The 19139-nt window shown below is 69.9% G+C and carries 16 protein-coding genes; 6 read left to right on the forward strand and 10 right to left on the reverse strand.

From position 1 onward, the window contains the following. Positions 1-91: 91 nt before the first annotated feature. Positions 92-1690, reverse strand: a complete 1599-nt coding sequence (locus FL344_RS08480) for an ABC-F family ATP-binding cassette domain-containing protein (protein WP_141618148.1) — start codon at positions 1688-1690, stop codon at positions 92-94. Positions 1691-2004: 314 nt separating this feature from the next. Between FL344_RS08480 and tgt the strand changes: the two genes are divergently transcribed. From tgt to FL344_RS08495, 3 genes are all read left to right on the forward strand, one after another. Then, positions 2005-3174, forward strand: a complete 1170-nt coding sequence (gene tgt, locus FL344_RS08485) for a tRNA guanosine(34) transglycosylase Tgt (RefSeq protein ID WP_141618149.1) — start codon at positions 2005-2007, stop codon at positions 3172-3174. Beyond that, entirely contained in the window at positions 3171-4022 is an 852-nt protein-coding gene (locus tag FL344_RS08490; RefSeq protein ID WP_141618150.1) for an MnmC family methyltransferase, read from the forward strand. Before tgt ends, FL344_RS08490 begins: the two co-directional genes overlap by 4 nt. Before the next feature lie 153 nt (positions 4023-4175). Continuing rightward, positions 4176-5042 carry an alpha/beta fold hydrolase gene (locus tag FL344_RS08495; protein WP_141618151.1) on the forward strand — a complete coding sequence of 289 codons (867 nt, stop codon included), beginning with the start codon at positions 4176-4178 and terminating at the stop codon, positions 5040-5042. A 537-nt stretch (positions 5043-5579) separates the two neighbouring features. Here FL344_RS08495 and FL344_RS08500 read toward each other — a convergent pair. From FL344_RS08500 to FL344_RS08525, 6 genes are all read right to left on the reverse strand, one after another. Further along, positions 5580-6323, reverse strand: coding sequence for a hypothetical protein (locus FL344_RS08500; protein WP_228564871.1), 744 nt, complete (start codon positions 6321-6323; stop codon positions 5580-5582). Between the two features lie 84 nt (positions 6324-6407). Further along, the gene (locus FL344_RS08505) at positions 6408-6941 is read right to left on the reverse strand and encodes an OmpA family protein (protein WP_141618152.1); all 534 of its coding nucleotides are present in this window, start codon (positions 6939-6941) and stop codon (positions 6408-6410) included. 89 nt (positions 6942-7030) lie between these two features. After that, on the reverse strand, positions 7031-8404 hold the full coding sequence (locus FL344_RS08510; protein WP_141588817.1) for a sigma-54 dependent transcriptional regulator: 1374 nt from the start codon (positions 8402-8404) through the stop codon (positions 7031-7033). Then, entirely contained in the window at positions 8394-10508 is a 2115-nt protein-coding gene (locus FL344_RS08515) for a nitrogen regulation protein NR(II) (RefSeq protein WP_194863038.1), read from the reverse strand. Before FL344_RS08515 ends, FL344_RS08510 begins: the two co-directional genes overlap by 11 nt. A 243-nt stretch (positions 10509-10751) precedes the next feature. Then, positions 10752-11546: a DUF3014 domain-containing protein gene (locus tag FL344_RS08520; protein WP_228564872.1), complete on the reverse strand. Its 795-nt coding sequence runs from the start codon at positions 11544-11546 to the stop codon at positions 10752-10754. A gap of 193 nt (positions 11547-11739) precedes the next feature. Beyond that, positions 11740-12357 (reverse strand): DUF2378 family protein, encoded by a 618-nt coding sequence (locus tag FL344_RS08525; RefSeq protein ID WP_090494158.1) that lies wholly within the window; start codon positions 12355-12357, stop codon positions 11740-11742. A gap of 282 nt (positions 12358-12639) precedes the next feature. Here FL344_RS08525 and FL344_RS08530 point away from each other — a divergent pair, with 282 nt between their 5' ends. Then, the gene (locus FL344_RS08530; RefSeq protein WP_194863039.1) at positions 12640-15378 is read left to right on the forward strand and encodes a bifunctional acetate--CoA ligase family protein/GNAT family N-acetyltransferase; all 2739 of its coding nucleotides are present in this window, start codon (positions 12640-12642) and stop codon (positions 15376-15378) included. A 130-nt stretch (positions 15379-15508) separates the two neighbouring features. Here FL344_RS08530 and FL344_RS08535 read toward each other — a convergent pair whose 3' ends face one another. Beyond that, positions 15509-16102 carry a DUF4142 domain-containing protein gene (locus FL344_RS08535; RefSeq protein ID WP_228564873.1) on the reverse strand — a complete coding sequence of 198 codons (594 nt, stop codon included), beginning with the start codon at positions 16100-16102 and terminating at the stop codon, positions 15509-15511. A 25-nt stretch (positions 16103-16127) separates the two neighbouring features. After that, a complete protein-coding gene (locus tag FL344_RS08540; RefSeq protein ID WP_153881170.1) occupies positions 16128-16361 on the reverse strand; it encodes a hypothetical protein in 234 nt (77 codons plus the stop codon). Between the two features lie 24 nt (positions 16362-16385). Here FL344_RS08540 and FL344_RS08545 point away from each other — a divergent pair, with 24 nt between their 5' ends. Then, on the forward strand, positions 16386-16547 hold the full coding sequence (locus tag FL344_RS08545; protein WP_194863040.1) for a hypothetical protein: 162 nt from the start codon (positions 16386-16388) through the stop codon (positions 16545-16547). A gap of 302 nt (positions 16548-16849) precedes the next feature. Here the strand turns inward: FL344_RS08545 and FL344_RS38435 are convergent, their stop codons facing one another. Beyond that, positions 16850-17380: a hypothetical protein gene (locus FL344_RS38435; RefSeq protein ID WP_194863041.1), complete on the reverse strand. Its 531-nt coding sequence runs from the start codon at positions 17378-17380 to the stop codon at positions 16850-16852. Between the two features lie 220 nt (positions 17381-17600). Between FL344_RS38435 and FL344_RS08550 the strand changes: the two genes are divergently transcribed. Further along, positions 17601-19139: RNA helicase (locus FL344_RS08550; RefSeq protein ID WP_141618156.1), on the forward strand; the 1539-nt coding region annotated here is incomplete at its 3' end.

A 19139-nucleotide genomic window follows, 5' to 3' on the forward strand; every position in this document is an offset into this window, starting at 1 on the left:
GCGCCAGACGGAGCAACGACAATCGCCGCCTCGTCCCGGGAGCGTATCCCCGGGCCGGGCGGCGATTCGTGTTTCCGCGTCGTGCCTGTTCCTACCGGCGGCGCGCGGCGACGTCGGAGTGCTTCTCCACGAACTCCGAGTAGGGCCCGTTGAAGTCGAGCACCTCCTGGCCTGCCTGGAGCGACCAGATGCGGGTGGCCACCTCGGAGATGAGCTCCTGGTCGTGCGTGACGACGATGACCGTGCCCTCGTACTTCTGGAGGCCTTCGGCCAGCGCGGCGATGGACTCGAGGTCCAGGTGGTTGGTGGGCTCGTCGAGCACCAGCACGTTGTCCTGCATGATCATCAGCTTGGACAGGAGCAGCCGCACCGTCTCACCACCGGAGAGGGTGTCGGTGTTCTTCATCCGCTCCTCACCGGAGAAGAGCATCCGGCCCAGCACGCCGGAGATTTCCTCGTTGGTGAGCTTGTCGTGCAGGTCACGCAGCCAGCCGAAGCAGGTGGTGCCCTTGCGCACGACGCCGTGGTGGTCCTGCGGCAGGTAGCCCACGGAGGCCTGGTGGCCCCAGCCAATCTTTCCGCCGTCCGGCTCCAACTGGCCGGCAATCATCTTCACCAGCGTGGACTTGCCCACGCCGTTGCGGCCGATGACGCAGACCTTCTCGCCCTTGCAGACCAGGGCGTTGAAGGGCTTGATGACCTCCTGGCCGTCGAAGGACTTGTGGATGCCTTCGACCATCAGTGTCTGCTTGCCGCTGACCACCTTCTGGTCGAAGCGGATGAACGGGCGCGCGATGTTGGAGCGCTTGAGGTCGTCCGACTTCAGCTTGTCGATCTGCTTGATGCGGCTCTGCACCTGCGAGGCGCGGGTGCCGGCGTGGAAGCGCGCGACGAAGTCCTGGAGCTGGGCAATCTTCTTCTTCTTCTCCTCCGTCTCGGACTCGACGCGGCTGCGCACCTGCGCCTTCTGCCGGACCATGTCGTCATACCCACCGGGGTAGTGGATGATGGTCTCGTAGTCGATGTCCGCGATGTGCGTGCAGATGGCGTTGAGGAAGTGCCGGTCGTGGCTGATGGTGATGAGCACGCCCTCGTAGTCGTGGAGGAAGCTCTCCAGCCAGCGGATGGAGTCGATGTCCAGGTTGTTCGTGGGCTCGTCGAGGAGCAGGCCTTCCGGCTTGCCGAACAGCGCCTGCGCGAGCAGCACGCGGAGCTTGAGGCCGCCGGTGAGCTGCTTCATGGGCTCTTCGTGGAAGGCCTGGTCGATGCCAAGGCCCGCCAGCAGGGTGGCCGCGTCGCTCTCCGCCGAGTAGCCGTCCTCCTCGGCGATGACGCCCTCCAGGTCGCCCAGCCGGTTGCCGTCCTCCTCGGTGATGTCGGACTTGGCCAGCAGCTCGTTCTTCTCGGACATGGCCGCCCACAGGGCACGGTTGCCCATGAGCACCACGTCGAGGACGCGGTTGTCCTCGTAGCGGAAGTGGTCCTGGCGCAGGATTCCCAGCTTGCGAGGCCGGACGATGTTGCCCATGTCCGCTTCCTCGTCCCCGGCGAGGATCTTCATGAACGTGGACTTCCCGGCCCCGTTCGGACCGGTCAGGCCGTAGCGGCGGCCCGGCGAGAACGTGACGTTGACGTCCTCGAAAAGCTTCTTGGGCCCGTAGGCCTTGGAGACGTTGATGACGTTGAACATGGCGGCGGCGTTGTAGCGGAAATGGTGCGGTGGGCCAAAGCGGCGACGTGTTTCGCGTTCTGCAGGAGACCGCGAGGACTCCATGTAACCGCTGGGAAGGCGGGAGAATGCCGCCCCGGAGTCGACTTCAGGCCCCGGAAGCGGCGGCGGAGGACGTGAGATGCCGGGAGGCCGGCGGCGTTCCGCCTGGGACGGAATGCCAGGACGCCTGTACGGCTGTCCAGGAGGGAAGGGGGCCGGGATGGCGGGTGGGGGAGCGGGCAGGGCAGATGGATGCGGTGCCTGCCGGGCATGACGGGTATAAGCGCCGGCCCATGGCCGTTCGTTTCGAGCTCCTCACCACCGACCCCACGGGCGCCCGTGCAGGCATCCTGCACACACGCCGGGGTTCCTTCAAAACCCCCATGTTCATGCCGGTGGCCACCCACGCGGGCTTCCGGCACCTGGCCATGGAGGAGGTGAAGGAGGCGGGCGCCAGCATCCTGCTGGCCAACACCTACCACCTGATGCTCCGGCCGGGCGCCGAGGTCTTCAAGCGCTTCGGCGGCATTCACCCCTTCATGCAGTGGGATGGGGGCGTGCTCACTGATTCGGGCGGCTTCCAGATCTTCTCCCTGCCGGAGGATCGGCTCATCACGGAGAAGGGCGCCCACTTCCGCAGCTTCTACGACAACAGCCGGCAGCTCCTCAGCCCCGAGTCGAGCATCGCCATGCAGCAGGCCATCAACTCGGAAATCATGATGGTGCTGGACGTGTGCATCGACTCGCGGACCGACGAGGCCGGCACGCGCGAGGCCATGGAGCGCACCCACCGCTGGGCGGTGCGCAGCCTGGAGGCGAAGGCGGCGCGGGACACCGGGCAGGCGATGTTCGGCATCGTCCAGGGCGGCGTCTTCCCTCACCTGCGTGACGAGAGCGCGGACTTCCTGACGAAGCTGCCCTTCGACGGCTTCGCCATTGGCGGTCTGGCCGTGGGCGAGACGAAGGTGGAGCGCGAGTCCATGACGTTGCGCGCCACCGCGTCCCTGCCCCCCGACAAGCCGCGCTACCTGATGGGCGTGGGCACGCCCACGGACCTGGTGGAAGCCGTGCTGCGCGGTGTGGACATGTTCGACTGCATCATCCCCACCAAGATGGCCCAGCAGGGGTACGCGTACACGTTCAGCGGGCTCATCCGCATCTCCCGCAGCGTGTTCCGCCTCTCCGACGAGCCGCTGGACGCGGAGTGCGACTGCTACGTGTGCAAGCGCTACACGCGCGGCTACCTGCAGCACCTGATGCGGGGCAAGCACCACCTGGGCTCGCGCTTCCTGTCCGTGCACAACGTCCGGCACTACCAGAAGCTGATGGGGCGCATCCGCGAGGGCATCCTGGGGGGGACGTACGCGCAGGTGTACCGCGAGCTGAAGGCGGCCATCGCCACGCCCAAGGACTTGAAGGACGAGGCCAACGCGCGCGCGGTGACGCTGAAGGAGGTCGGGTGAGCACCGCACCCGACGCCAACCCGCGCGACGGCGACTTCGAGCTCATCACCCTGCGCAATGGCGCTCGCGCCGTGCGGCACCTGGGCCATGGCGAGGTGATGCACCCCTCCGTGGGGCCGTGGCAGGAAGCGCTGCGCCTCTATGTGGAGCAGGCACGGCTGGCGGACCGGCTGCGCCAGCCCGGGCCGCCGCTGGTGATTCATGACGTGGGGCTGGGCGCCGCCACCAACGCGGTGGCCGCGCTCACCTGTGCCAGGAGTCTGGGCGCGGAGCAGCGCCGGCCGCTGGAGGTGGTCAGCTTCGAGGTGGACCTGGCGCCGCTGCGGCTGGCACTGGCGGACGCCGAGGGCTTTCCCTTCCTCCAGCCGTTTCGTGACGCGGCGGAGACGTTGATGCGCGACGGGGTGTGGGAGGCGGAGGGCCTCCGCTGGCGGCTGCTGCTGGGGGACGCGGTGCCTCACCTGGACGGCACGCTGCCCGTGGCGGACCTCGTCTACTTCGACCCGTTCTCGCCGGCGTCCAATCCGGACATGTGGACCGAAGCGGTGCTGGCCCGCGTGCGCCGCCACTGCCGCGAGGACGGGGAGGGGACGCTGCTGCTCACGTACAGCGCGGCCACGCCTACGCGGGTGACGCTGCTGCTGGCCGGGTTCTTCGTGGGCGCGGGTGTGTCGACGGGGACCAAGGGTGAGACGACGGTGGGCGCCTCGCGGCGTGAGTCGCTGGAGGCGCCGCTCGGTGAGCGGTGGCTGGAGCGATGGAAGCGGTCGTCATCCCGGGCGCCGCACGGTGGGCAGCTCACGCCCGACATCGAGGCGCGCGTGCTGGCGCACCCGCAGTGGCGGTGACGGGCCGGGCCGCAGGGTGCCCTTCGGCACGCCACGCTGTGTGGCTCGGCACGGCGTTGGGTCGGGTTTCCGGGGCGGGTGCTGCTTCCGCCTCTGCGGGCGGGCTCCGAGTGACGGAAGACATTCGCCGCGGTCCGGGTTAATCGACGGGACATGCACGACGCCCTTCAGATGGAGGACTGGGGCGGCACCGGTCCGGTGCTGCACCTGGCCCACGCCAACGGCTTTCCTCCGGGGTGCTACCGCAAACTCATCGAGCACCTGAAGCCGCGCTACCGCGTCTTCACGCTTCGCACGCGGTGCCTCGTGCCGGGCTCCGACCCGCGCGAGCTGCGGACCTGGGATGACATGGCGGATGACCTGATTCACGCCCTGCGTGCGCACGGCGTGCAGGGTGTCGTGGGCGTGGGGCACAGCATGGGCGGCGTGGCGACGCTGCTGGCCTCCGCGAAGGCGCCCGCACTCTTCCGGGCCGTGGTGGCGTTGGACCCGGTGTTGTTCACGGGGGCGCGGGAATGGGCGCTCCGTGCCTTGACGCTGCTCGGGCTGCGAAGCCGCGTGCCGCCCGCGAGTCTGGCTCGGCGGCGGCGTGAGTCGTGGGGCGCTCGTGAAGAGGCCGCGCGAAGCTACGGCAAGAAGCCGCTGTTCGCGCGCTTCGACCCGGAGTGCTTCCAGGACTACATCACCCACGGCCTCACCGAAGCCCCGAGCGGCGGCTTCCGGCTGACCATCCCCAAGGCCTGGGAGGCGCGTGTCTTCGAGACGTCTCCGAAGGATGTCTGGCGCGAGCTGGGCACCGTGAACGTCCCGTCTCTGGTGATTCGCGGCGGTGAGTCCGACACGCTGACGCGCGACGCGCTGGAGCGGGCCCGCATCACCTTGAATGATCCCCAGACTGAGGAGCTTCCCGGCACGGGGCACCTCTTCCCGCTGGAGCAGCCGGAGCGATGCGCCCAGCGCATCGTCACGTTCCTCGATGGCCTGGAGTCGGCCCGCGCGGCTGCCAGGGCCGCGCGTTGAACCACAGGGGCGGGTGCTGACATGTCCGGCCCCGATGACCTCCAGGGGCGCTGACCGGACCCCTCAGGAGTGAGCTTGCGAGGTCGCTGTTCGGAAATGTCGGGACTTTTGTCGCGCCAAAACCCCCGACATTTCCGAACAGCGAGCTCCGTGTCCGCGACCGGGCCCCCCACCTGCTGAGGCCACTTCGGGGGCGGGCACCCAGCGTTCGGGCACCCATCCGTTGGGTTCAGCGCTCTTGGGGGCTGGCCCAGCGGCTTGCGCCTCCCGATGGCCAGAGGCCTGACGGGGCGCAGTGCGCCTGCGCGCAAACACCCATCCGTCGAGCTCGGCGCTCCTTGGGGCTGGCCCAACGACTTGCGCCCCTCCGGCGGGCCCGGACGCGGCCGGGTACCCTGCGCGCGAACACCCATCCGTCGAGCTCGGCGCTCCTTGGGGCTGGCCCAACGACTTGCGCCCCTCCGGCGGGCCCGGACGCGGCCGGGCACCCTGCGCGCCGAAATCCATCCGTTGGGCTCGGCGCTCCTTGGATTCGGCTCAGCGGCTTTCGCTCTCCGGCTGCCCCGGGAGCTGATGGAGCAGGGGCGCTTCCAGGCTCCTCGCCCGCGCCGCCTCGCGCGCGAGGAAGGCCTGCCTCGCGCGCAGGAGGTCCTGGCCTCGCCGTGCTTCGAGGACCTCGAGATAGGGGCCGACACTCTTCCTGACGCGGCAGATTTCCGCGAAGTGTCGAACCTCATCCGAGGTGGTGAGCCCTGAGAGGAGGGCGTCGTGGAGTGCTCGCACGGCGATAGGGAATCCCAGCTTGTTTCGATACTTGAACAGGTCCGCGACCGTCTTCGCGACGCCGTAGACGGTGATGGGCAATCCCCAGAGCAGGCGGTGCTCGATGCCCTCGGTCTGTGCACGCCCCGAGAAGCGGACCACCTGGAGCGGTGGCTGGTCCCAGCGCGGTTTACGCGCATGCGCTCCAATGGCCATCCAGACCTCTGTGGGGGATTCAGACAGCAAGCCGTGGACCCACAGCGCGGACTTCAGGCAGAGCACGCCCCGGGGGACGCGCTTCACGGCGATGGCCGCGGCTGTCACCATCGCGCTCGAACGAGCCCAGACGCCGGGCGCGACTTCTCGCAGGGCTCCGACATTGCACAGCAGGTTGAGCTGGCTGCGTGGAGCGCCATGGGTCTCCAGGTTTCGAGACCGTAGCAACCCCAACGACTCAGCCAATCCGGCCACGGAGGGCCGGGACTTGTAGCCAGGCCTCCGACGCAATCTGCTTCCCATTCCCCATCCCTCCCCAGCGCCCGGCGTTACCGGAGCGCATTCCGGGAACAGCGTACCGGGGAGGCCCGACAGACTTCCTGCGGCTCAGCGTGTGGCCTGCTCCTTGGAGGAGAAGGTGAACTCCGCGCGGCGGTTCTTGCGGAACGCCTCTTCCGTCTGGGTGTCGGACAGTGGCCGCTCTTCGCCGTAGGAGACGATGGAGAGCTGCTTGGGCTCCACGCCGAGGTTGCGCAGGTAGTCGCGCACCACCGCCGCGCGCCGGTGGCCCAGCGCGATGTTGTACTCCGTGGTCCCCAGCTCGCAGGTGTGGCCCGACACCGTCACTCGCGTCAGGGGCCGCTCCCGCAGGCCCGTGGCGAGCTGCGCGAGCATGTCGCGCGACTCGGGCCGCAGCGTGGCCGAGTCGAGCTCGAAGTACACCGGCTCGGCGGACAGAGGGCTCATGGCCCGGCGGGCCGCGTCCTCGTCGTCATCGGAGGTCCGGTTGGACGTTGCCGCCGTGGCGGTGGGGCTGTGCTGCCGGTCCGGCAGGTTGTCCGTGACGGAGGACGTCTTGGGCTTCGAGGCGCAACCAACCAGACTGACCGCGGCGAGGAGAGACAGGAGGGTTCGGTTCATGCCCTGTGTCATCTACAAGGCCCGTGCCGCGCCCCCGGCCCTCTGTGACGCCCCAACCGTGGCCCGCTCACCATTGCAGCGTGCCCAGGTCAGCGTTGCGGATTGCCTTCCGCGCGCTCGCGCCGGTGGATGGTGGAGACGTCGATGCCGAGCAGCTCGGCCGCCTTCGTCTTGTTCCCCCCGCACCGGGCCACGGCCCAGGCGATGTACTCCGTCTCCAACTGCCGGAGGGGGACGATGGTGCGCTGTGCCGCGGCCAGCGGGTGGTTCTCCTGGCTGGTGTCCGAAGGCAAATGGGGGCGCAGTTGCGGCAGATCCACCACCTCCGTCGAGCCGAGCACGACCAGCCGCTGCACCAGGTTCTCCAGCTCGCGCACGTTGCCCGCCCAGGGCAGGGCCCCCAGCGCTGCCAGCGTCTCCGGAGAGAACCGCTGCACGACGGAGCGCGGATTGCGCGCCTTGGCCTGCTGGAGGAAGTGCTCGATGAGCGCGGGGATGTCCTCGCGGCGCTCGCGCAGGGGCGGCAGCCGCAGCGTGACGACGTTGAGCCGGTAGAAGACGTCCGCGCGGAAGCGGCCTTCCTTGACGCGCGTCTCCAGGTCCTGGTGTGTCGCGGCCACCACCCGCACATCCACCGTGCGCGAGCCGTCCGCGCCCACGGCCCGCACCTCGCCGTCCTCCAGCACGCGGAGCAGCCGGGCCTGGAGCTCGGGGGCCATGTCGCCAATCTCGTCCAGGAACAGCGTGCCGCCGTCCGCCTCCACGAAGAGGCCACGCCGGGCCGTGGTGGCGCCGGTGAAGGCGCCTTTGACGTGGCCGAACAGCTCACTCTCCAGTAGCGCGTGTGGCAGCGCGGTGCAGTTGACGGCCACGAAGGGCCCCGCGCGCCGGGTGCCCTCGAAGTGCAAAGCCCGGGCGACCAGCTCCTTGCCGCTGCCGCTCTCGCCGCGCACCAGCACCGGGGCGCCGGACCAGGCCACCCGCTCAATCAACGCGTAGAGGTCGCGCATCGCGGCGCTGCTGCCCACCAGGGCACCCAGGCCCCCACGGTCCGCGGCCTGCTGCTTGAGCGTGCGGTGCTCGGTGCGCAGGCGGCGCTGCTCCAGCGCGCGCTCCAGTGACAGGCGCACCTCGTCCAGCCGGAAGGGCTTGGTGAAGTAGTGGAACGCGCCGCGCTTCATCGCCTCCACGGCGCTCTCCACGCCGCCGAAGGCCGTCATCATCACCACGGGCAGGTCCGGGTCCAGCTTGCGCGCGGCGTCGAGCACGTCGAAGCCGTCCACGTCCTGCATGCGCAGGTCGCACAGCACCGCGTCGTAGACGCGCGCGCGCAGCTGGGCGATGGCATCCGCGCCGCCGGTGGCGATGTCGACCTTGTAGCCGTCGTCCGTCAGCGGTTCCTTCAACATCTGCCCCATCTCGACGTGGTCGTCGACGACGAGGACCCTGGCTCTAGACGACATGTCGCTCCTCTCCGGCGGGTGCCGCGGCGGGCCAGCGCACGGTGACGCGGGTGCCTCGCTCTGGCGCGCTGTCCAGTTCGATGCGGCCTCCATGGTTGCGCACGATGTGCGCCACCATCGTCAGGCCCAGTCCGGTGCCCTGGCCGCGCTTCTTGGTGGTGAAGAAAGGGTCGAAGACCTGGTGGACGTGGCGGGGGGCGATACCGCAGCCGTTGTCCTCGACGTCCACGCGCACCATGCCCCAGGCGCCCGGTGCCTCTCCGGTGTCCATACTCGCGCTCAGCCGGACGCGTCCGCCGGCCCCGCACGCGTCACACGCGTTGAGCACCAGATTGATGAGCACCTGCTGGAACTGGTCGGGGTCGGCCGCCACCGCGGGCGCGGGCGAGGCGACCGTCACCTCCAGCTTCAGGCGCCGCCGCTCGGCCTCCATCCACAGCAACTCCCGCACGCTGTGCACCAGGGGCTCCAGCGGGACTGCCTGCGCGTCCGCGGGCTGGAGCCGGGAGAAGTCGAGCAGCTGGCGCAGCGTCCGGCTCACCCTGTCTATCTGCCCGACGATGGTGCCCAGGCCGGCCGCCTGGGGGTGCTCGCGTCCCAGCTTCTCCTGCACGTACTCAGCCCGGCCGCGGACGATGCCCAGCGGCGTGCCAATCTCATGGGCGATGCCCGCCGCCAGCACGCCCACCGTGGCCAGCTTCTCCGCGCGCAGCAGCTGTCCTTCCAGTGCGCGCAGGCTGCTCAGGTCCTCGATGACGACCAGCGTGTGGACCTCCGGCGTGTTCGGCTCCAGCGGCACCGCGTGGACGTTGTACTGGCCCGGCTCTTCGAAGAGGCAGAGCGGTTCTCCGTGGAGGCTGCGCACCCGGCCGTCGCTCATGGCCGCGTGGACCAGGTCCTCCAGCCGCTGGATGACGGGGGCCTGGGCCTGGGGAAAGGCCGCCGTCAGGGGCTGGCCCACGACGTCCGCCGGCATGCGGGCGCTCAGCGCGCGGTTGGCGGCGGAGATGTGCCGGGTGGAGGAGAGCGCCAGGACCCCGGTGGGGATGTTGTCGAGAATCTTCTGCGTCTTGTCGTGCAGGTGCGCCAGCCGCTGCGCATGGAGCTGGCTGTCCCGCAGGGCTTCCGCCCGGCTGCGCGCGAGCACCACGTACACACCGAAAGCGATGAGGAACCCGGAGACGAGCACCGCTGCCAGCGACAGGCGGAGCACCAGGCCGCGCTCATGGCTCCGGAGCACGCGCGTCGACGCGAGCGTCGCCACCGGCCAGGCCGCGCCATTCTTGAACCGCACCGGGCTGAAGGTGGCCACCACCTCCGAGTCGCCCAGGCCGAGCCGGGCGGCCTCCTTGCGCTCGATGATGCGCGTGCCCGACTCACCCGCGCGAAGCGCCCGCGCCAGCGCCGCGAGGCCGGGCGTCTGGTGGCCGTCGGTGTCCAGCCGCCGGTAGCTGTCCGCCAGGTTCGGGTGGGTCAACGCTGTCGGCGTTCCATGGACACCCAGCACCAGCAGCTGCGTCTCCGAGTCCGACGCGAGCAGCTTCAGCGGGGCGAAGCGCGGCTCGGCGTCCACCAGCACCACGACGACGCCGCCGCTGTCCTGCGCGTCCTCCGGCAAGGCGGTGGCGAAGGCGCGCAGCCAGCCCGATTGGGCCCGGGGAAGGGGCGGGGATGAGATGACGTGGCCCGGCGGATGACTGCGGGCCTGCGCCACGGTGAGAGCCAGGTCCTCCGCGGTGAACTGGTGCGTCATCGCCGCCGCGCTGCGCCGGTCCACCAGTCGGAGCCTTTCCTGTCCGTCCGTGCCGAAGACGAGGATGGCCTTGTACTGACCCACCGCCTCCAGCAGGGCGCGCATCTCGCGCCGGTGCTCCTCGGCGGTGCCCGGCTGGGCCAGCAGCTCGCCCGCGAAGCGCAGGTCCTCCTCCGCGCTCTCCAGGGCGGCGGAGACGCCGCGCACGGCCTCCAGCAGCTGCGCCTGTCGCTCGCGGGCCATCTGGTCCACCAGCGCCTGCCGGTCGCGCTGCATGAAGTGCAGGACGCCCGCGATGACGCCGGAGAGCATCAGACACAGCAGCAGCACGGGGAGGACAGGCAGGCGCATGAACACGGGAGGCAGGGGCGACACCGGCGCGGGGGCTCCGGTGCTTGCCGGGCCTCCACGCCGCCTGGCAGCGCTTCGTCCCGGAGGAAAGCTCCTCCGGTAGCAACGCCCGTGCCCCCCGGCTTGTGCCTCTGCGCGGAGGCGGCGCCCCATGGCGAAGCGCCGCAATCTGCATGGCCCCCGTTGCATCCTGCCAGGGCCCGCGCGGGTGACGCGCGCTGGCGAAGGCAGGCGGTGACCGCCTCAGCGGCGGGACGCCTGCTGGGTGAGCTGCTGGGACGCCTCGCGCACCTTGCCCTGGATGCGGCGGAGGTTCTGCGGCCCCATCCGCAGCAGGTGCTTCTGCGCGGCCGTCAGCCCTTCGAGCTTCGGGTCGGCGTAGACGAACATGGCGCCCTTGGGGACCACCTCGACGTCACCGTCGATGACAGGGACGGCGAGCACCTGCTCGAAGGCGAGGTGGAGCGTGGCGTCGAAGGTGCTTCCGGGGCGAGCCGTCTCCATGTGGAGGCGCTCGGCCAGGTGTCGCACCTCGCGGTAGGTGGACACCAGCACGCCCATGTCGAGCGAGCCCACCACCTTGCCGATGACGTCGTAGCGCGCGTAGCTCTGCTTTTCGATGACGAGCTTGCCGGCCTTGCGGCGTGCCTCGAAGGTGCCGGCCGGAGCGAGGAAGCTCACCGCCTCGCGGGGGCTGTCACCATGGGCCACGTTGCCCACGACGGTGACGAAGCGGCGCAGCAGGGCCTGCTCCTTCAGCCACGTGGCGAACTCCGGCATGAGCGACGCCCGGGCGAGCCGTGTGCGCAGCAGCGCGTCCATCTCCGCGGAGGAGGGCAGCGGCGGCTCCGCGCGCGGCGCCAATCCGGGGTGGGACGGCTTGGGGATGACCGCCATGGAGGGATGCGGCAGCGCCGTCGCCGACTGGCGCAGCACCAGCCACGTGCCCACGCCCGCGAACAGCATCACCAGCGCCGCCACGCCTACGCCCCAGTGCATCCGGCGCTGGGGCTTCGTCACCACTTCAGGGTTGCTCATGCGTCCATCCTCCAAGGGATGCCGCATGGGATTGCAGCCGCGATGCCAGCAGAACCGCGCCGCCGTGAAGCCGCGCGGTTCCCTCTGAGACGTGGGCCGTCGTGTGGCCCTGGGGCCACGCTCGGCCGCCTTGCGAGCGTGGCGTGCTGCGCGGCATCCCGTGGCGAAGCGCCACGGGGCGCGCAGGGGATTGCTACGCGCGAGGCCGGGACGCGCCCGAGTCGTCATCCGTGGCGGAGAGGGCGGCCTCGGCTGGGGCCTCGGACCAACGGATGTGGAAGGTGGCCGCGGTGCCGTCGAACTCCTCGGGGATGCTGACCACCCGCCACCCACCGCACAGCTCCACCGCGCGCGCCAGCAGGCCCGCGGAGAAGGTGGGCAGGTCCGCCAGCACGTCGTTCATCCGCAGCTCCACCGAAGTGGGGCTGCGCTCGACGATTTCGACCACACTGAAGTTGTTGCCGGCGCGAAAGCCCATGCCCGCGCGAAGCAGCATCCGCCGGGGCCCGGCCAGCCGGACGACGCCCAGCAGGGCCCGGCCGAAGAAGGTGCCGAAGTACGCGTCCATGAACCGCTCGCCCAGCGAGTAGTAGGCCGCCTCGGCGGGGACGCCGCCGTAGACGTGGCCGGCGGCGATTCGGAGGAACTCCTTCCACTGCTCCAGGGTGTAGGCCCGCTCCAACTTCTGGTCGAGCTCCAACCCCGCCCGGCGCAGGTGCTCACGGCACGCCGGAGTGAGGCGGTTCTCGAGGGCGCGCACGAAGAGCGCCTCGACGGTCTGGTTGAAAACAAGCTTCTCGGAAGGAGTCATAGAGGCGCCCCGTATACACCGGGCGGGCCGTGGGATGCTTGCCTACCGGTGAAGGTTTGTTCAGTGAAACTGTCAGCGAGTGTCAGAACGACCTGCGTCACGTACTGGCTGTCAGAGCGACATGTGGGTGACACGCGCAGGGCGCACCTCCTGGTTCCTTGACGGGGAGTGCAGTTATTCCAGTTCTATCCCATTCGCGCGAGGACCTGGGAGGGGGGCGTCCCCGGGCAGGCACGAGAAGGCCATTGCGCCCTGGCGAGCCCGGCCGCAATGACGGAGGCCATGGACACGCGCGCCCCTGGTACCTCGAAGACGGACCCGTCCTACAACGTGCTCCACCAGCAGCGGACGCGGCTGCCGCTGGACGTCCTCTTCGCGCCGCGCAGCGTTGCCGTCGTCGGGGCCACCGAGCGGCCCGGCAGCGTGGGGCGCACCGTGCTGTGGAACCTCATCAGCAACCCCTTTGGCGGCACCGTCTACCCCATCAACCCGAAGCGGCCCAACGTGCTGGGCATCAAGGCATGGCCGTCCCTGGGGGCCTTGCCGGAGCGGGTGGACCTGGCCGTCGTCGTCACGCCCGCGCAAGCGGTGCCCGGCGTCATCCAGGAGTGCGCGGAGTTGGGCATCCGGGGCGCCATCATCCTCTCTGCGGGCTTCAAGGAGATTGGGGCGGAGGGGGAGCGCCTGGAGCAGGAGATCCTCCGCATCGCGCAGGCGGCCCAGGTGCGCATCATTGGCCCCAACTGCCTGGGGGTGATGCGCCCGCCCAGCGGCTTCAACGCGACGTTCGCCGGCGCCATGGCCCGGCCGGGCAACGTGGCCTTCATCAGCCAGAGCGGCGCGCTGCTGACCTCCATCCTGGACTGGAGCCTGCGCGAGGCGGTGGGCTTCAGCGCCTTCGTGTCGGTGGGCTCGATGCTGGACGTGGGCTGGGGCGACCTCATCGACTTCCTGGCCGACGACCCGATGACGCGCTCCATCCTGCTGTACATGGAGTCCATTGGCGACGCGCGGGCCTTCCTCTCCGCGGCGCGCGAGGTGGCGCTCACCAAGCCCATCATCGTCATCAAGGCCGGCCGTACGGCGCAGGCCGCGCAGGCGGCGGCGTCTCACACGGGCTCGCTGACGGGCAGTGACGAGGTGCTCAGCGCCGCCTTCCGCCGCACCGGCGTGCTGCGCGTGGATTCCATCGCCGACCTCTTCTACATGGCGGAGACGCTGGCCCGGCAGCCGCGCCCCGCGGGCCGGCGCCTCACGGTGCTCACCAACGCGGGCGGCCCTGGGGTGCTGGCCACGGACGCGCTGGTGTCGGGGGGCGGCGAGCTGGCCACGCTCAGCGCGTCCACGCTCCAGGCCCTGGACGCCTTCCTTCCGACGCAGTGGAGCCGCGGCAACCCGGTGGACATCCTGGGAGACGCGGACCCGGAGCGCTTCGCGAAGGCGCTGGAAGTCACCGGCCAGGATGAAGGCAGTGACGGGCTGCTCGTCATCCTCACGCCGCAGGACATGACGGAGCCCACGCAGACGGCGGACCGGCTCAAGCCCTACGCGAAGCTGCATGGCAAGCCGGTGCTGGCCAGTTGGATGGGCGGCTCGGAGGTCGCGGCCGGGGAGCGCATCCTCAACGATGCGGGCATCCCCACCTTCGGCTATCCGGACACGGCGGCGCGCATCTTCAATTACATGTGGCGCTACACGTACAACCTGGCGGGCCTGTATGAGACGCCTTCGTTGGCGCAGGCGGTGAGCAGCGCCCGGGACGAGGTGCGCCAGTGGGTGGAGTCAGCACGCGCGGAAGGGCGGACGCTGCTGACGGAGTACGAGTCCAAGAAGCTGCTCGCCGCGTATGGCATCCCCACCGTGGAGACGCGGCTGGCGGTGACGGAGGACGCCGCGGTGGCGGAGGCCGCGGCCCTGGGCTTCCCGGTGGTGGTGAAGCTCCACTCGCTCACGGTGACGCACAAGACCGACGTGGGCGGCGTGCGGCTGAACCTTCCGGATGCGGAGGCCGTGCGCGCCGCCTTCCGGGACATCCGGACGCGGCTGGAGGCGATGGGGCAGGGGAGCACGTTCGACGGCGTCACCGTGCAGCCCATGGTGCGGCTGGATGGCTATGAGCTCATCGTGGGCAGCAGCGTGGACGCGCAGTTCGGTCCGGTGCTGCTCTTCGGCGCGGGCGGGACGTTGGTGGAGGTGTTCAGGGACCGGGCGCTGGGGCTGCCGCCGCTGAACACCACGCTGGCGCGGCGGATGATGGAGCAGACGCGCATCTACGAGGCGTTGAAGGGCGTCCGGGGCCGCCCGCCGGTGGACCTGAAGGCGCTGGAGCAGCTCATGGTGCGCTTCAGCCAGTTGGTGGCGGAGCAGCGCTTCGTGAAGGAGGTGGACATCAACCCGCTGCTGGCCTCGCCCGAGCGACTGCTGGCTCTGGACGCGCGCGTGGTGCTGCACCCGGCCTCGGTGACGGAGGCGGAGCTGCCGAAGCTGGCCATCGAGCCGTACCCGAACCAGTACGTGGCGCCCTACCGGCTGCGCAGCGGCGAGGAGATTCTGCTGCGGCCCATCCGCCCGGAGGACGAGCCGAAGATGGCGGAGTTCCACCGCACGCTGTCGGAGCAGACGGTGTTCCTGCGCTACGCGGGGCTGATGCAGCTGAGCACGCGCGTGGCGCACGAGCGGCTGTCCCGCATCTGCTTCAACGACTACGCGCGGGAGATGGCGCTGGTGGCGGAGCGCAAGGACGGAGAGCTGCTCGGCGTGGGCCGGCTCACGCGGCTGCGGGGCACGCGCGACGCGGAGTTCGCCATCCTCATCAGCGACCCGGTGCAGCGGCTGGGGCTGGGCGCGGAGATGCTGAAGCGACTGGTGGACATCGGCCGGGACTGGGGCATGGAGCGCATCGTCGCGGACATCCTCGCGGGCAACCGCGCCATGCAGACCATCAGCCGGAAGCTGGGCTTCTCCATCCTCCAGCACGAGGAGCTGTCGCCAGACATGGTGAAGGCCGTGAAGGTGCTCTGACGCGCGCTGGAGTCGGGCGTTCACCATGTCGTCGCCCTCAGCGACAGGGAACATTGTCCGGACGCCGTCACGCGCGAAGCGCCGTCACGCCCGGGGCTGCGACTCCCGGGCGGACGGCTGCGCGTCGCGGCTATGGCTGCTTCGCGTTGAAGAGGGTGGTCTGGATGTTCGAGGCCTCCTGGAGGTGGGCCTGGACCGTCTTCCGAATCGCCATCAGCTCATCCTTGAGCGCCGGGTTCTGAACTTGCATCGCGAGCAGAGAATCCCCCAGCAGGGCGGTACCGGCGTGGGCGGCGACCTGCGCATCCATCACCGACAGGTCGAAGGCCGGGGCCTGCGTGGCGCTCACCAGGTCGATGGTCTTCTGGGCCGTCTGCTCGAGGTGCTCCGACACCGGGCTCTCCGCGGGCGCGATGCCCTGGGCCATGGCCAACTGCTCCAGGCGCTGGATGACCTCTGAGTGCATGGTGACCATGCGTGCGTTGAAGTCACGTGCCGTCGGGTCGGTGGCCTGCGCCTGGCCCACCTGGCCCAGCATTACCTCGCCCGCGTTGGCCACCAGGAGCACGCCCAGAATCTGGCCGTCCGTGAGCGTCACTGGCTGGCCCGCGGCCGCCTGCTGGGGCCCCAGTGTGTTCTCGCTGGCGCTGCTCTCTCCGCAGCCGGCGAACATCACGGCCGTCCCCACCATCGCCACACCCAACATCGCTCGTGTGATTCGCATGACTGTTGTCCCCCTCAACTGCTGTTCAGCTGAACGTTGGGCAGTTGAAAAGCACACCGCCATGGTCGGGAAGCACGAGCGAGATGTGCACGCGACAACGCTTCGGTGGACGGGGGGACAGCCCGTGGCGGCGCAGCAGCTCGTAGACGTCCGTGCGGTTGCGGCGGCCATGCGCGCGCTCCTCGCCCGTGCCGGATTCGCCCAGCATCAGCACCGTGGCTTCCGATGGCGCAACCCGGGCGATGCGGTCGCGCACCATCGGCGATGGCGGGGCCTGCGCACCGTGCGCGAGCTGTCGGATGTCATCCTGGTGGGCCGAGGCGGCCGGGTCATCGGGGTGGGGGGCGGCGGCGTCGAGGTACTGCTCCAGGCAGCCGGGACGCGGAGGGGCACCGGGCCGCATGCGCTGATGGCGTCGATGAACGACGTGCTGGAGGACATCTGACAGCAGAGGGCGCAGGCCCCGGTCATCCAGACGATGCAGCCGACGCCGTAGGCCGCGTCATCTGGGGTGGAACGCGCGGGATGGGTGACACGGTCCGCTCATCCCGTTTGCTGTTCGAGGCAGGCGACACGCGCTCCGGCCGTTCCTCCTACGCGATTGCAACGCGCGTGGCGGCGTCAAAGCCCCAGCCTCCCATCGGACCGCGAGCCTCCCTAGCCGCTGCCGTCGCTGGACGCGCTGTCGCCGCCACGGGCACTGTCCAGCCCTCCACTTCCCAAGGCCGAGCCACCCGCGTTGCTGCCTCAGTTGGGCAAGCCCGTGGCTCCACCCGGGCCACTGCCTCCTTGGCCGGTGCTGCTGCCGCCCCCCGTCACGCTGTTGCCGCTCGACTGGCTGTCCCCACCGGTGGCGCTGTGGCCACCCGTGAGGCTGCCCCCGCCTCTGAAGCCACCTCGGCCAGCGCCGCCGCCGCCACCGGTCCGGCTGCCGCTGTCCCGCGGGCCGCTGCCGGGTGTGAATGCGCTCGCGCCTGGAGTCTCGCTCCGGCTGCCGGTCCCTCCGTGGGCTCCCGTGCCTCCCGTGCCGGTGTCGGCGTGGCCTGGTGCCAGGCCCGGCCCTGCGCCAGCATTCCCGCCGTCATCCGTTGGAATCGTGGCGGGTGGGGGACCGCCTTCCAGCCCCGCGACAACCGGGGCCTCGGCAACATCGGCCGCGTCCACCGTGGGGGCCCGTCGCTGCTCACAGCCGCTCCAGAGGCAGGGCGCGGAAGCCAGACCTCCCAGCAGCGCCGCGCGCTTGAGGCGCGTCATCTTCTGTCTGACGGTTCTCCGCATCCCCACCCCCCTGACTTCAGTCCAGGGTCAACGGTACGGAGCGGGCCGGGGCCCGGGTATCGCGCCCCCGGACCTTGCGCCTGGAGACTCGCGGACACCCCTCCAGGGGGCCTTCCCCCGGCCCTTCCGTGCGGGAAGGGGGCGCCTGCCGTCACGCCCCGTGCCGCCGATTGCGATTTTCCCGGTAGGGGCCGGGCGCGCCGCCTATTGTCCACGGGTGATGGCCACCCCTGAAACCCAAGCTCCGCTCGCCGCACTGCTCCCCAAGAAGGGCGAACCGCCCCTGGACGCGGATGAAATCCTCAACCGCTTCGTCGGCTACGTGGCGGCCAATGGCTTGAGCCTCTATTCCGCCCAGGAAGAGGCCATCCTGGAGCTGCTGGCGGGCAAGCACCTGTTCCTCAAGACGCCCACCGGCTCCGGCAAGTCGCTGGTGGCGACGGCGCTCCACTTCAAGGCGATGGCGGAGGGGAAGGTCTCCTTCTACACCTGCCCCATCAAGGCCCTGGTGAACGAGAAGTTCTTCGCCCTCTGCGACGCCTTCGGCGCGGAGAACGTGGGCATGCTCACGGGCGACGCGAGCATCAACCGCGACGCGCCCATCATCTGCTGCACCGCCGAAATCCTCGCCAACCTGGCCCTGCGCGACGCGAGCGCCCGCGTGGACTACGTCGTCATGGACGAGTTCCACTACTACTCGGACCGCGAGCGCGGCGTGGCCTGGCAGTTGCCGCTCATCGCGCTGCCGGACACCACCTTCCTGCTGATGTCCGCCACGCTGGGCCCCACGCACGTCATCGAGGAGAGCCTGGCGAAGCTCACCGGCCGGGAAGTGGCCACCGTGCGCAGCGCCGAGCGCCCCGTGCCGCTGGACTTCGACTACCGCGAGTCGCCGCTGCACGAGACGATTGAAGACCTGATTGCGCGTGGGAAGTATCCCATCTACCTGGTGAACTTCACCCAGCGCACCGCCGCCGAGCAGGCGCAGAACCTGATGAGCGTGGACTTCTCCACCAAGGAGGAGAAGGAGGCCATCCGGCTGGCGCTCCAGGACGCGCCCTTCGACACGCCCTATGGCAAGGAGTTCCAGCGCTTCCTGCGCCACGGCATCGGCATGCACCACGCCGGCCTGCTGCCCAAGTACCGCCTGCTGGTGGAGAAGCTGGCCCAGCACGGACACCTCAAGGTCATCAGCGGAACGGACACGCTGGGCGTGGGCGTCAACATCCCCATCCGCACGGTGCTCTTCACGCAGCTCTTCAAGTTCAACGGCGAGAAGCTGACCACGCTGAGCGTGCGCGACTTCCAGCAGATTGCCGGCCGCGCGGGCCGCAAGGGCTTCGACACCCAGGGCAGCGTGGTGGCCCAGGCGCCCGAGTACGTCATCGAGAACATCAAGCTGGCCGCCAAGGAGGCCGCGGGCAAGAAGAAGACGCCCAAGGCCAAGCCGCCGCAGAAGAACTTCGTGCAGTACGACCGGAGCACCTTCGAGCGGCTCCAGAACGGCATGCCGGAGCCGCTGGAGTCCCGCTTCGCGGTGTCGCACGGCATGATTCTCAACCTGCTCCAGAGCGACCACCAGACGGAAGGCAACGGCGGGTACAAGCGGCTGGTGACGCTGGTGCAGCGCAGCCACGACTCGGACTACCTCAAGCGCCGGCACCTCAAGGAGGCCGCGCGCGACTTCCGCACGCTGCGCGAGGCGGAAATCATCGAGGTGGAGAAGGGGCGGGGCGGCTCGGGGGCCACGGTGAAGGTG

The sequence above is a fragment of the Myxococcus sp. AB036A genome (assembly GCF_006547355.1).
Taxonomy (GTDB): domain Bacteria; phylum Myxococcota; class Myxococcia; order Myxococcales; family Myxococcaceae; genus Myxococcus; species Myxococcus virescens.